Raw genomic sequence first — 13,715 nt, forward strand, 5'->3', positions numbered from 1 at the left:
TTGAGCTGGCATTCAGGGCAGTGGGGGAGCGTGTATCACCGGAAGGCGCCTCGCATCCGTTGACGCCGTTGCCACACCAGGAAGGCGAAGGCCACCATGAACAGGACCCCACCCCCGATGTAGAACACGTCCGCGCTGGTGCCACCCGTGAGCGGCAGTTTGGTGGGCGCCACGGGGGCATTGACAAAGCGGTACACCGCTGTTTGCCCGGCCGCAGGTGCAGTGATGGTTCGTGAGGACACTGGTGTCCAGGTGGTGCCGGTGAGCCTTTCCAGCCTGAGCTCCTGGTAGGCGATCCGGCGGTTGGGATCCGTGGCCGCCTCGGACAGCGTGTAGGTATGCCCGGGACGGACGTCAAAGGTATTCGCGGGATTGCCGGCGGCAACGTATTCTGCGCCAAGCCGGACCTCGGTGGCCAAGCTTCCCCCTGCCAAGGCTGCGGGTGTGGCGGTGACCTTCCAGTCCGGGGCCTGGAATCCGGTCCGCGGATTGATGACCTGCTTCAGGAGCGTGACCGAGGCCGTGGAATTCTGCACAGTGCAGGTGAGGGTGGCTCCGGCGGGCGGGGTCACATCTCCCGCTGCCGTGACATCCACCGCGGTTCCAGTGGCCGTACGGCACTGCCATGATCCGGTTTGGACGTAGGTTGCCGGGCCACCGGTTTCAGCCAGGCGGTAGGCCACCCCCGGAGTGACCGGGATCCCGGAAGCAGCAGCAGAGCCGGAGCGGCCCGAGGGGCCCGGAAGTGAACCAGTGGGCCCGGTGGCGCCCAACGTCCAGTCGGTCGGCAGGGCTGATCCGTAGGTCACTTCCTTGACCAGCGTGAGCGAAGCGGTGGGTCTGTTGACGATGGTGCACTCCACCGTGGAGGACGGACCTATGGCAGTGAGGTTGGCGCTGATGGTGGTGCCGTTTTGGGTAAACGTCGCTGCGCGGGCCGTGCCATTGACGGTGCAGGCGCCACTGACGAACGCAAAGCCGTCCTGCTGGATCTCGGACACAGCCACTGTTGCTGCCGACGATGCCCCACCGTAGAGGACGGTCCACGTGGCTTGGCCCGCAGCGTCGGTCTGCTGGCGGGCCGTGCCCAGCGGAAGGGAAGTTGCCGAACCCGAGGTGGCAACCGCCGTCGTACCTACCGTCCAGTTCACCCCGGGGCGGGTGAGGCCCGAGAATTCCCGGATGGTTTTGGTGATCCGCACGGTGGAGACCGGTGACGGGGAGTTGAAGTAGGTGCAGGTGACATTCACGCTCTGCCTGTTGGGCATTGTCACCGTGCCGGTGGCCGTGGTGCCGGTACTCAGCCGGACGCCGTCTGCCCAGCACTCGTAAATGGTGGTGTACGCGCTGATCGGGGAAGCAGATCCGGCGGCCATGGCCTCCGAGATGGTTACCGTGGTCCCGCTGATGGTGGGATAGGGCCCGATCTGCGCCGGTTGCCGGCCCGTAGCTGTTCCCGAGGTGGTGGCTGTAGCGAAGGCGGCAGCGGGGGAGCCGGTGGCAGCCGTCAGGACGAACTGGTCCGTGGTTGATTGGCGTGCCACTATGTTTTTCTGCACCGTCACAGTGGCTGGCGAGGAGCAACCGCCCAGGTCAACCGAGTTGACGGGTACCCGCGCAGTGCCGTTGATACGGCGCCAGGTGGTGGCATCGAATTCGTAGGCGCTGCCCGCGTTGGACAGGTAGACCGAGCCGCGGGGCGAGAAGGCAATGCCGTTGATGTTCGCGAAAGCGGCATCCGTGTTGGTTGACGGTTTGGTAGCGGAGGCGTTGACTGCGAGCGTGCCACCGTTGGCAGCTGCCAACGCCTCAGCCGTGACGGTGTAAATGGTGGCGCTGTTGACGGTGTTGACCGTGGCTGCGCCCACAACGTAGAGGTTGCCTTGGACGTCGAAGGCCATGTCGCCGTTGCCGTTCGGGGCAGTGCCCGTGGGAAAAGCTCCCACGTAGGCAAAGCGGGTGGCGGTGGGGTTGGACTCGGTGAAACTCCAGATGTAGAACTGGGAGTTCGCGAAGATGCCGAAGAGGTAGCGGCCCGTAGTGAGGTCGATGGCTCCGGCGACGATGCTGCCCTCGATCTGGGTTCCGCCCACTGCGGTGGAGTAGGCGGTATTGGCCAGTTTTTCGAAGCCTCCGCCCGGAGTCCATTTGAGCACCGACGCGACGTCGCTGGCATCAGTGGATCTGTCCAGCGCGTACGCGAGGTTCCCGTTGGCTCCGATGCCCAGGGCATTGGCGGCGGTAACGCCGGTCCAGGAACCCACGGACGTCAGGCCTCCGGAAACGATGTCCCCCTGTTCCAGGGCACCGGCAGCGGTGACCGAATAGAAATGGTTGGAGTCGCAGAAGAGGCGTTGGGCCTGGGCTGTGTTGGTGAAGGTGCAGGTGATGTCCGCGCCCGGCTCATCCGGAATGGTCAGTGATCCCGAGGCTCCCGAGCCCGAGGCGATCACGGTTCCGGACCTGACGCACTCGTAACCATTGAAGTAGGCAAGCCCGGGGCCCGAGGTGGGTGACTCGTGGATGGTGTACGTGGCTCCGGGTTGGACCACGGACCGGTTGATCTGCGCGGACTGGATGCCGGTGGCGGTGCCGCTGGTGGTGGCCGAAGCCAGCACGCTGGTTCCGGAGCGCAGGGACAGGGTGAACTGGTCCGTGGACGTTGTCCGGACCGGGAGGTTCTTGCGGATGGTGATGGTGGTGGCGGGAGCAACGGTGACGCTGACCGGAGCGCTGGCCACCAGGCCCGCAGGGGTCACCGTGCCGCTGGTGTAGGTACCGGCGGTGGCTGCCACAACCGAGACCGAGATTGTGCAGGACGTTGCTCCGGCAGCCAGGTCTCCGCCTGTGACGGTCAGGGTGCCGGCGCCTGCGGTGGCCGTCACGGCGTACGCGGTTCCCGCCACGTTGGTGCACGTTCCGGCCACCGCCGGTGTGGGCGCAACCACCAGCCCGGAGGGAAGTGCCGTGGAGAATCCCCAGTCCGTCTTTGCATACAGATCGGAGGTATTGGTGACGGTGTAAGTCAGCGTGGTGGGGACAGTGGCTGTGGCCCCCGCGGGATCGAAGGCGACGTCCAGGGCCGGGGTGACATCCAGCAGGCGGAGGTTGTCCACGCCGAATCCGCTGCCGGCGCCGGTGACGGTGTTGACCACCTGGACGCGTGCACCCGAGATCTGGGCCGGCGTGAGCAATGCCGTGTTGGTGCCGTTGTAGCTGGCAGCGCGAACCGAGGCAGACAACGCCGGGTCAAGGATGCCGCCCACTGTTCCCAGAGTGGGCAGGGCGGGGGAGGTGTAGTACACGGCGCCGGTGCTGGTGCAGGGAACAACGGGTGCCGCGTACCCGGCCAAAAGGGTGGTGGCGCCTGATACCAGGTTCAGGGACAGTGAGGCGTTGTTGGTACCGCACTGTGTTCCCACAGCGTTCATTCCCAGTGCGTAGAACCGCGAATCCGGGGCAGTCACGCCGATTCCGTTGGTGGATTGCAGGACGGTGGTGCCGCCGGTGACCGCCGCGTAGGGAATGGCTACCAGTGCGTGGTTTCGCTGCGTCGTTGCAGCGGCGGAGCCATTTGCGGGCGAATTCGCGGTGCTGGAACCAGTGACTCCGGCAGCCACCTGGCCCAGGACGTCGGCCATGCGGCGGGTGTCGCGGGCGGCCACTGAAGACTGGCCGACGACGGCGAGTGGCTGGGTGGGGCAGAAAGAGGGGTTGGGGTAGGCGGCCAGGTAATTGACCAGGACCCCGGTGCAGCTGGTGCCGTTGGCCCAGCCGGTGGAGGAGGTGTAGAGGTTGCCGGAGTAGGTGCTGATCCCGGTGGCCGTGTTCCCCAGGCCTTGCTCGAAAGTTTCGTTCCATATTTGGCGGGGTGCTTCGGCAACCCCGGCGGCAGCGCGCTGGGCGTCTGCGGTGGTCCGGAATTTTTCGGTGGCTTCTTCCGGTGCCGGAGGTGCACGTCCTGCCTCAGCCTCGGATGCCTCCGGGGGCGTCTTTTCTTCGGCGGTGATCCCCGGCGTTGCCATGGAGTCGCTTGGGTGAGGGGACTTTGCGGGGCCCGGGACTGCGGGATCTGGCTTCTCCGGTGACGGCTTTTGAGTGGCATCGTCCGCTTCGGGAGAGAGGTGCTCCACAGCGGGAGAAGGCGCAGCAGGAAGGGTCGCTTCGGCAGAGGGCGCCGGAGGTTCGACTCCCGGGACGGGTGCAGTTGATGTGGTGGATGGCGAGGGAGCGGAGGTAGCCGCGGCCGGTGATACTGCTACGGCGGAGCCCCAGCTTCCCACGACAACAAGGACGGCAGCCAGGGCAGCGAGAACGCGGGTGCCGCGCCTTGGGGCATCAGCCCGGTTGGATTCGTCCTCCACGTAGGAGACGCCCCTCTCGTCGTCGTGGTCGATGTCAGATGTCCACGACGGTAGGCGACCATAGGGTACGCCAGGTCCGAGAAGAGCCCCCAACTCCGGTGCCGGGGCTAAGAAATACGCGCCGACACCGGTGAATATAGCAATTAGTTGGAGACCGTGCAATCACTCTCCGGGGTAAAGCCCCAGTTCAGGGCCTGGGCCGCTTCATGGTGGGCAATTGACTGTCGGTCGGGATCTGCGGCTGGTAGTGGGCGGTGTCCGACTGTTCGGGATTGACATAGTTTGTTAGTATGTCAGTACAAACTATTTGAGGAGGCCCACTATGCCGTTGGTACGCATTGATGTCCATGGAGGACGTTCCCCTGAAGAGCTTTCCAGCATCAGCCGCACCATCCACGACGCGATCCTTGCCGAGTATGGAATTCCCGAGCGGGACTACTTCCATATCATCACCGAGCACCCGCAGGGACAGATTGTGGCCCAGGATGCGGGGCTTGGATTCGAGCGCTCGGCAGGCGTGGTGATGATCCAGATCTTCACCCAGGGCGGCCGGACGCAGGTGGCAAAAAGTTCGCTTTTCGAGGCCATTGCCGAGGGGTTGGGTGGCGTCGGCGTGGCCGGCGAAGACGTCTTCATTGGCTATGTGGAGAACACTGCCGGCGACTGGTCTTTCGGCTTTGGGCGCAGTCAGTACGTCACCGGGGAACTCGCTGTTCCGAGAAAGTAAGTTCGCCCCCGTGTCATGTTGTAAATATGTCAGTACAAACCTTTGACAGGACATGAGATCTGGGGCAAAGTAGTCATGTGGCCCCGCTCACTGGGGGTGGCAAGGCATTGGGGCCCAGCGCTCACAGGTTCAGAGTTCACAAGAGAAAGGTCAACGATCACCGTGACCCACGAACTGCTCACGATCGGGCGCATCAGCGTTGATATCTACCCGAATGACATCGGAGTGGACCTGGAGGACGTCTCGTCCTTCGGCAAATACCTCGGAGGCTCACCCTCCAACGTGGCTGTGGCTGCTGCCCGCCATGGCCGCCGCACCGGCGTGATCACGCGGACCGGCGACGACGCATTTGGCAAATACCTGCACAGGGAGCTGCACAAGTTCAGCGTTGACGACTCGTTTGTCACCCCGGTTGCTGCTTATCCGACGGCGGTGACATTCTGTGCCATCAAGCCAGCCACCGACGAATTTCCCTTGTACTTCTACGGGCGCACCCCCACGGCACCGGATCTCCAGATCCACGCCGATGAGCTGGACCTGGACGCCATCCGGGACGCAGGAATTTTCTGGTCCACGGTGACCGGCCTCTGCCAGGAACCGTCCCGCGCGGCACACCTGGCCGCTCATCAGGCCCGTCCGCGGACGGAATTGAAGGACGGCCAGTTCACCATCCTTGACCTGGACTACCGTCCGATGTTCTGGAACTCCGAGGAAGAGGCGCGTGCCGAGGTGGCCAAAATCCTCCCGCACGTGACCGTGGCAATCGGTAATGACAAAGAATGTGCCGTAGCGGTGGGCGAGGGAACTCCCGACGAGCAGGCCGACCGCCTCCTGGATGCCGGCGTCGAAATTGCCGTGGTAAAGCTCGGCCCCGAGGGCGTGATGGCCAAGACCCGCACCGAGCGCGTGGTCTCCGCCCCGGTGCCGGTGCAAACCCTTAACGGACTGGGTGCGGGCGACTCCTTCGGTGGCGCTTTTGTCCACGGCCTCCTGTCGGGCTGGCCCCTGTCTGAAGTCCTTGACTACGCCAATGCCTCCGGGGCCATTGTTGCCTCCCGGCTGTCCTGCGCGGATGCCATGCCCACACCCCACGAGGTCAATGCATTGCTGGCCGAGCGTGGCCGCCCCGTCCCCGGTGCTTCGGCCAATGCCGCAGCTGCACCCGTCACAGAAGGAGCCGTGCGTTGAGCCTCAGCCAAGACCCACGCCGTTACGAGCACTTGAGCCGCCAGCGCCTGGAGGACCCCGAGTCCATTTCCCGCGCAGCTGCCACCCGTCGTCGGCATCCCGGCCTGAAGTACGGCCAGCAGAGCTTCATCGTGGCAGCGGACCATCCCGCCCGCGGTGCCCTGTCAGTCGGTTCACAGCCGATGGCCATGGCTGACCGGCGCGACCTCCTGGACCGCCTGCAGATCGCTTTGGCCAACCCGGCCGTGGACGGAATCCTCGCGTCTCCGGACATCATGGATGACCTCCTTCTCCTGGGTGCGCTGGAAGGGAAGTTGGTGTTCGGTTCCATGAACCGCGGCGGGCTGGCCGGCCTGGTCAACGAGTTCGATGACCGCTTTACTGGCCACACAGCGGCCGCGCTGGAGGCGCTGGGCGCTGACGGTGGCAAGATGCTCACCCGCATCTGCCTGGGCGACCCGGATACGGTTGCCACCCTCGAAGCCACCGCCAAAGCCATTGATTCTTTGGCCGAGCGCAAACTCATCGCCATGGTGGAGCCATTCCTCTCCATCCGCGACGCCAACGGCAAGGTCCGCAACGACCTCCGCGCAGACGCCGTGATCAAGTCGGTGGGCATCGCCGAGGGCCTCGGTTCCACCAGCGCCTACACCTGGATGAAGCTTCCGGTGGTCAAGGACATGGAGCGCGTTATGGCATCCACCACGTTGCCCACCGTTCTGCTGGGCGGGGACCCGGACGGTACCCAGGATGAAGTATTCGCGTCGTGGCAGGCGGCCCTTGCCCTCCCCGGAGTCCAGGGCCTCACCGTGGGGCGCACGCTGCTGTACCCGCACGACGGCGATGTTGCAGGTGCCGTCGCCACGGCCGCCTCGCTGCTGAACGCACCGGCGTCCGCTGCCGCGGCCAACACCAACGCCGGCCTTAACGGCCATGCCTCGCCAGACCGCATTCCAGTGAAAGTATCGGAGTAAGACCAGTGGGAACAGCAACCCGTCGAATGACCGTGGCGCAGGCCGTGGTGGAGTTCCTGTCCAAGCAGTACACCGTTGACTCTGTTGATGGCGTCCAGTTCCGTGAGCGCCTGATTCCGGGGACGTTCGGTATCTTCGGCCATGGCAACGTGGCCGGCGTGGGCCAGGCCTTGAAGCAGTACCAGGCCGCGGACCCCACGATCATGCCGTACTACCAGGGCCGCAACGAGCAAGCCCAAGTGCATCAGGCAGTAGGCTATGCCCGCCATACCCGCCGTCGCCAGACGTTCGCGATCAGCACCTCCATTGGTCCGGGCTCGTCCAACCTGCTGACCGGCGCGGCGCTGGCCACCACCAACCGTTTGCCTGTGCTGTTGCTTCCCAGCGACACCTTTGCGACGCGTGCCGCGGATCCCGTCTTGCAACAACTTGAGTTGCCGCACGCCTACGACATCACCGTCAACGATGCCTTCCGTCCGCTCTCGAAGTTCTTTGACCGGGTGTCCCGTCCGGAGCAGTTGTTCTCCGCCTTCCATCACGGCCTGCGGGTGCTGACAGATCCCGCCGAAACCGGCGCGGTGACCATTTCCCTCCCACAGGACGTCCAGGCCGAGGCCTTCGACGTGCCGGAGGAGTTCCTGGCCGAGCGTGAGTGGCGGATCCGCCGCCCCGAGGCCGAGGACGACGATATCCGCCGCGCCGTGGAAGCCATCCGGGCCGCAAAGCGTCCCTTGATCATTGCCGGCGGCGGCGTCCTTTACGCCTATGCCAACGAGGAACTGGCCAGGTTCGCCGAGCTCACCGGAATTCCGGTGGGGAACACCCAAGCGGGTGTGGGTGTCCTTCCGTGGGACCACAAACTCTCCCTCGGTGCCATCGGTTCAACGGGAACGACGGCGGCAAACGCCATCGCTGCCGAGGCGGACCTGATCATCGGCATCGGGACGCGCTACGAGGACTTCACCACAGCCTCCCGCACGGCGTTCCAGAACCCGGACGTGAAATTCGTGAACATCAACGTTGCCGCGATCGACGCCTACAAGCACGGCACCACGCTGCCGATCGTGGCCGATGCCCGGAAGGCCCTGGTCAAGCTCAACCAGGCTCTGGGCGGCTACCGGGTGGGTGCCGACCTCGAGGAAAAGATCGCGGCTGAGAAGAAGCGGTGGAACGCGACTGTGGACCAGGCCTTCGAGACCCGTTACACACCGTTGCCGGCCCAGAACGAAATCATCGGTGCTACCAACAAGGCCATGGATGACCAGGACGTGGTGATCTGTGCAGCCGGGTCCCTCCCCGGCGACCTCCACAAGATGTGGCGGGTCCGCGACCCGTTCGGCTACCACGTTGAATATGCATACTCCTGCATGGGTTACGAAATCCCGGGCGGACTGGGCGTCAAGCGTGCAGCTTTGGACGAGGCAGCGAAGGGCGGCCCTCAGCGGGATGTGGTGGTGATGGTGGGGGACGGCTCCTACCTGATGATGCACACCGAGCTGGTCACCGCCGTCGCCGAGCGCATCAAGCTGATTGTGGTCCTGATCCAGAACCACGGCTATGCCTCGATCGGTTCCTTGTCCGAGTCCTTGGGTTCGCAGCGTTTCGGCACCCAGTACCGGGTGCTGGACAAAGACCAGCACAGCTTCGACGCCGGCGAAAACCTTCCCATCGATTTGGCCACCAATGCTGAATCCCTGGGTGCCAAGGTCATCCGGATTGAACCCGGCGAGAATGTCATTGAGGCCCTGGGTGCCGCCATCAAGGAAGCCAAAGCCGCTCCCGAGGAGACCGGCCCGATCGTGATCCACGTTGAATCCGATCCTTTGCTGGACGCCCCCTCATCCGAGTCGTGGTGGGACGTTCCGGTTTCGGCCGTCTCCGAACTCGAATCCACCCAGCAGGCCTACGTCACCTACACCGATCACAAGAGCCGCCAGCGCAAGCTGCTCGGCTGATTCCCAGACACTTAGATCCACAGACCACAAAGGAAGTCCGCAGATGTCGACGACGACCACACTGACCACCATCCACCACTTCATCAACGGCGCCGAATCAGCCGGTGAAGGCGACCGCACCCAGCCGGTGTACAACCCGGCCACCGGGCAGGTGACCGCTGAACTGCGCCTTGCCAACGAAGCTGACCTGAACGCCACCGTTGCAGCGGCCCGCAAGGCAGCTGACTCCTGGGGTGACATCTCACTGGCCAAGCGCACAGCGGTCCTGTTCAAGTTCCGCGAACTTGTTGCAGCGCACGTGGACGAGCTTGCCGAGCTCATCACTGCCGAGCACGGCAAGGTGCTTTCCGATGCCAAGGGCGAGATCGGCCGCGGGCTCGAGGTCATCGAGTTCGCCTGCGGAATCCCCACCCTGCTTAAGGGTGATTATTCGGACCAGGTATCCACCGGCATTGACGTTTTCTCCTTCCGCGAGCCCCTGGGCGTGGTGGCGGGAATTACCCCGTTCAACTTCCCGGTCATGGTGCCGCTGTGGATGGCTCCGATGGCGATCGCCACCGGCAACGCCTTCATCCTCAAGCCCTCCGAGCGTGATCCTTCGGCATCGATGCTGCTGGCCAAGCTGTGGAAGCAGGCAGGCCTGCCCGATGGCGTGTTCCAGGTCCTCCACGGTGGCAAGGAAACGGTTGATGGCTTGCTGACCCACCCGGACGTGGACGGCATCTCCTTCGTTGGATCCACCCCAATTGCCCAGTATGTCCACGAGACCGCCACCAAGCATGGCAAGCGCGTCCAGGCCCTGGGCGGGGCGAAGAACCACGCGATCGTGCTCCCGGACGCTGACCTGGACAACGCCGCGGACCACCTTGCCGCTGCTGCGTTCGGTTCCGCGGGCGAGCGGTGCATGGCGATCTCCGTTGCCGTGGCCGTGGGTGATGCTGCGGACCTGCTGGTCAAGAAGGTCGAAGAGCGTGCCCTGGCTGTCCAGGTCAACAACGGCACCGAACCCGGCGCTGAAATGGGCCCGGTCATTACCCCGGCCTCCAAGGAACGCATCGTCAGGATCGTCACCGAAGCAGAGGCCGCCGGCGCTGCCATGGTGGTGGACGGACGTGACCTTGTGGTTCCGGGCCACGAAGAAGGCTTCTGGGTTGGCCCCACAGTGATTGACCACGTCAAGACCGAAATGACCGCCTACCAGGAAGAGATCTTCGGGCCGGTCCTGGTGGTTGTCCGCGTAGACACGTTGGAAGATGGCATCGCGCTGATCAATTCCAACCCGTACGGCAACGGCACCGCGATCTTCACCTCTTCCGGCGCAGCTGCACGGACGTTCCAGCGCTCCGTGACCGTGGGTATGATCGGCATCAATGTCCCGCTGCCCGTCCCGGTTGCCTACCACTCCTTCGGTGGTTGGAAGGCATCGCTGTTCGGTGACAAGCACATCTACGGCCCCGAAGGCGTCTCCTTCTACACCCGTGGCAAGGTCATCACCTCCCGCTGGCCCGAAACCCACCACGCCTCCGGCGCCTCTTACAACTTCCCCTCCAACTGACCACCTTCCCGAAGAAAGACACCGTTGTCATGACCGACGTCCAGAACAAGCTCATCATCGGCACCGCACCCGACTCCTGGGGAGTCTGGTTTCCGGATGACCCCCAGCAGACCCCTTGGGAACGGTTCCTGGATGAGGTTGCCGAATCCGGCTATAAGTGGATCGAATTGGGTCCCTACGGATACCTCCCGAACGATCCCACCCGTTTGGCGGAGGAACTGAAACAGCGCGACCTGAAGGTCACCGCGGGAACGGTCTTCACAGCATTCCACCGCGGCGCCAAGCAATACGAGGAAGCGTGGGAGCCGGCCCGCAAGGTTGCCGAACTCACGGCTGCCATGGGCGGCGAGCACATTGTGGTCATCCCGGCCATGTGGCGTGACGACGTGACCGGCGAGGCCGTGGAGAACGGCGAACTCACCGACGAGCAATGGGCTGACCTCTTTGCCGGCCACAACCGCATGGGCAAGGTCCTCCTGGAAGACTTTGGCCTGCACCAGCAGTTCCACTCCCACGCGGATTCCCACGTCGGCGCCCAGCGGGACATCGAGACGCTCCTGGGCGCCACAGACCCCCGGTATTTGAACCTGTGCCTGGACACCGGCCACGCTGAGTACTGCGGAGCCTCCAGCCTTGAGCTCATCAAGAACCACCCGGACCGCATCGGATACCTGCACTTGAAGCAGATCAACCCGGAGATCCTGGCCGAGGTCAACGAGAAGAACATGACGTGGGCCGCTGCCAACCTGGCCGGCGTCATGACCGAACCTCCCAACGGGCTCCCTGACCTTCGCGCCGTGATCGAAGCCGTGGAGGCCCTCAACCGGCCGATCTTCGGCATTGTGGAGCAGGACATGTACCCGGTGGCGTTTGATGTTCCCATGCCGATTGCCAAGCGCACGCGGAACTACCTTCTGTCCTGCGGTTCCCGGACCCGCGTCCAGTAGTTCCGATCAGCCTCCCAGCAGCAACCACACTCACCAAAGGATTGAAACAGTGACACAGACTCTTCGCGTTGCCGTCATCGGCGCTGGCCGCATGGGTGCAGACCACATCAAGCGTCTCAGCACGCGTATTCACGGCGCTGAAGTTGCCGCGGTTGTTGACGTTGACCTGGCCCGCGCACAAGCGGCCATCGAAGGTATTGACGGAGCCGTGGCGCTCGCAAGCGCAGACGAAGCCCTCAACAACGGCGACGTCAACGCCGTGCTGATTGCCACCCCGGGCTTCCTCCACGAGGAAATCCTGTACAAGGCCCTCGAGAAGGATTTCCCGATCCTGTGCGAGAAGCCGCTGACCCCGGACGCCGAGAGCGCCTGGAAGGTTGTCCAGGCTGAGCTGGCTTTGGGCCACAAGCGCATCCAGGTGGGGTTCATGCGCCGCTTCGACGCCGAGTACGCAGCGCTTGGTTCCATCATCCGCACCAGCGAACTGGGCGAACTGCTGATGTTGCACCACCAGCACCGCAACCCCACCACTCCCGAGGGCTTCACCAACGAAATGTTGATCAACGACTCTGTAGTGCATGAGTTTGACGCCATCCGGTACTTCACCGGCGAGGAAATTACCTCAGTCCAGGTCCGCCTGGGCAAGCCCACCCGCAGTGCTCCCGCGGGTCAGCACGATCCCCAGCACGTACTGCTGGAGACCGAGTCCGGCGTGCTGGCCGACGTCGAGATCTACGTCAATGCCAAGTTCGGCTACCAAGTGGCCACGCAGGCCTCGTTCGAAGACGGCATCGTGAGCATTGGCGGGGACAACGGACCCTACGTCCAATCCGCCGGCAAGTGGGGCGGCAACGTCACCCCCGGGTTTGAGGACCGTTTTGGTGCGGCGTACGACGTCGAGGTGCAGTCCTGGGTGGACGCCGCGCTGCGTGGTGAAATCGGCGGTCCCACCGCCTGGGATGGTTACGCCACCGCCGCGTGCTGCGAGGCCGGCGTCGAGGCCCAGAAGTCCGGCGACAAGGTCAAGGTCCAGCTGAACACCAAGCCTGCGCTCTACAGCTAGGGAGTAACTGATGAAGATTGCACTGGATCCCACACCGTTCCATCACAGCCATGACCTGTTGGAGTTCCCACGCGTAGCGGCTGACCTGGGCTACAAGTACCTCCAGATGACCCCGCATGCGGACCTCATCCCGTTCTTCAACCATCCCAAGGCCGACGACGAGTTGGTGGGAAAACTGAAGGCCGCGTGCAAGGACGCCGGCGTGGAAATCGCGTCCGTGCTTCCCGTGCTGCGCTGGTCCGGGCCGGATGAAGACGCCCGCGAGGCTGCAGTCCGGTACTGGAAGCGTGCCATCCGGATTGCCGTTGACCTGGGCGTCCAGACCATGAACACCGAGTTCAGCGGCCGCCCGGAGAAGGCGGAAGAGTCCGAGCGCGCGTTCTACCGTTCCATGGAAGAACTGGTGCCGATCATTGAGCGCGAGGGCCTGGACGTCCTCATCGATCCCCACCCGGACGACTTCGTGGAAGACGGCCTGGCCGCCCTGCGGGTAATCCGTGGCATCAACTCGCCCAACATCGGCATGGTGTACGTTGCTTCGCACACCTTCCACATGGGCAACAAGCCGCTGGAGATCATGCGGGCAGCGAGCGACAAACTGCGCCTGGTCCACGTCTCCGACACCATGAACCACCACGCGTCCCACGGGCTGCGCTACATCACCAACCCGCCGGGCAACGCAGTCCGCGTCCACCAACACCTGAAAATCGGCGACGGCGACGTGAACTGGGACGAGTTCTTTGGCGGACTGAAGGAGATCGGGTTCCTGGACAAGGAAAACACCGTGATGGTGTCCTCCGTTTTTGCCGAGGACGATCACGCCGAGGAAGTGTCCCGCTACCAGCTGAAGACGATGAACGACTACATCGCCCAGGCGAAGTAGGACCCAACCAGAAGAAAGCCCCTGTGGATCATCACAGGGGCTTTCTTCTCGTTCTACTG

At 63.9% G+C, this 13,715-nt stretch carries 9 protein-coding genes; 8 read left to right on the forward strand and 1 reads right to left on the reverse strand.

The window, feature by feature from the left end; all coding sequences use genetic code 11:
- Positions 1-35: 35 nt before the first annotated feature.
- The gene (locus JOE60_RS04645; RefSeq protein WP_167264484.1) at positions 36-4,364 is read right to left on the reverse strand and encodes a beta strand repeat-containing protein; all 4,329 of its coding nucleotides are present in this window, start codon (positions 4,362-4,364) and stop codon (positions 36-38) included.
- 322 nt (positions 4,365-4,686) lie between these two features.
- On the opposite strand from JOE60_RS04645, the gene JOE60_RS04650 reads away from it, so the two are divergent.
- The 8 genes from JOE60_RS04650 (at position 4,687) to JOE60_RS04685 (ending at position 13,656) form a co-directional block, all read left to right on the forward strand.
- On the forward strand, positions 4,687-5,091 hold the full coding sequence (locus JOE60_RS04650) for a tautomerase family protein (protein ID WP_167264485.1): 405 nt from the start codon (positions 4,687-4,689) through the stop codon (positions 5,089-5,091).
- A 162-nt stretch (positions 5,092-5,253) separates the two neighbouring features.
- Positions 5,254-6,279, forward strand: coding sequence for a 5-dehydro-2-deoxygluconokinase (gene iolC / locus JOE60_RS04655; RefSeq protein ID WP_167264486.1), 1,026 nt, complete (start codon positions 5,254-5,256; stop codon positions 6,277-6,279).
- Positions 6,276-7,253, forward strand: a complete 978-nt coding sequence (locus tag JOE60_RS04660) for a Cgl0159 family (beta/alpha)8-fold protein (protein ID WP_167264487.1) — start codon at positions 6,276-6,278, stop codon at positions 7,251-7,253. Before iolC ends, JOE60_RS04660 begins: the two co-directional genes overlap by 4 nt.
- A gap of 26 nt (positions 7,254-7,279) precedes the next feature.
- Positions 7,280-9,208: a 3D-(3,5/4)-trihydroxycyclohexane-1,2-dione acylhydrolase (decyclizing) gene (iolD, locus tag JOE60_RS04665; RefSeq protein ID WP_167264941.1), complete on the forward strand. Its 1,929-nt coding sequence runs from the start codon at positions 7,280-7,282 to the stop codon at positions 9,206-9,208.
- Between the two features lie 43 nt (positions 9,209-9,251).
- Positions 9,252-10,763 carry a CoA-acylating methylmalonate-semialdehyde dehydrogenase gene (locus tag JOE60_RS04670; protein ID WP_167264488.1) on the forward strand — a complete coding sequence of 504 codons (1,512 nt, stop codon included), beginning with the start codon at positions 9,252-9,254 and terminating at the stop codon, positions 10,761-10,763.
- A 29-nt stretch (positions 10,764-10,792) separates the two neighbouring features.
- Positions 10,793-11,710, forward strand: coding sequence for a sugar phosphate isomerase/epimerase family protein (locus JOE60_RS04675; RefSeq protein WP_167264489.1), 918 nt, complete (start codon positions 10,793-10,795; stop codon positions 11,708-11,710).
- A 49-nt stretch (positions 11,711-11,759) separates the two neighbouring features.
- On the forward strand, positions 11,760-12,773 hold the full coding sequence (locus JOE60_RS04680) for a Gfo/Idh/MocA family protein (protein ID WP_167264490.1): 1,014 nt from the start codon (positions 11,760-11,762) through the stop codon (positions 12,771-12,773).
- Between the two features lie 10 nt (positions 12,774-12,783).
- Entirely contained in the window at positions 12,784-13,656 is an 873-nt protein-coding gene (locus tag JOE60_RS04685; RefSeq protein WP_167264491.1) for a sugar phosphate isomerase/epimerase family protein, read from the forward strand.
- Positions 13,657-13,715: the final 59 nt, after the last annotated feature.

Origin of the sequence: Paenarthrobacter ilicis, from assembly GCF_016907545.1 — a bacterium.
GTDB classification, from domain to species: domain Bacteria; phylum Actinomycetota; class Actinomycetes; order Actinomycetales; family Micrococcaceae; genus Arthrobacter; species Arthrobacter ilicis.

What these genes read in the sequence shown, in the direction of transcription:
- JOE60_RS04650 (WP_167264485.1), top strand. Translation starts at nt 4,687, where the DNA reads ATGCCGTTGGTACGCATTGATGTCCATGGAGGACGTTCCCCTGAAGAG.
- iolD (WP_167264941.1), top strand. Translation starts at nt 7,280, where the DNA reads ATGACCGTGGCGCAGGCCGTGGTGGAGTTCCTGTCCAAGCAGTACACC.
- JOE60_RS04670 (WP_167264488.1), top strand. Translation starts at nt 9,252, where the DNA reads ATGTCGACGACGACCACACTGACCACCATCCACCACTTCATCAACGGC.
- JOE60_RS04675 (WP_167264489.1), top strand. Translation starts at nt 10,793, where the DNA reads ATGACCGACGTCCAGAACAAGCTCATCATCGGCACCGCACCCGACTCC.
- JOE60_RS04685 (WP_167264491.1), top strand. Translation starts at nt 12,784, where the DNA reads ATGAAGATTGCACTGGATCCCACACCGTTCCATCACAGCCATGACCTG.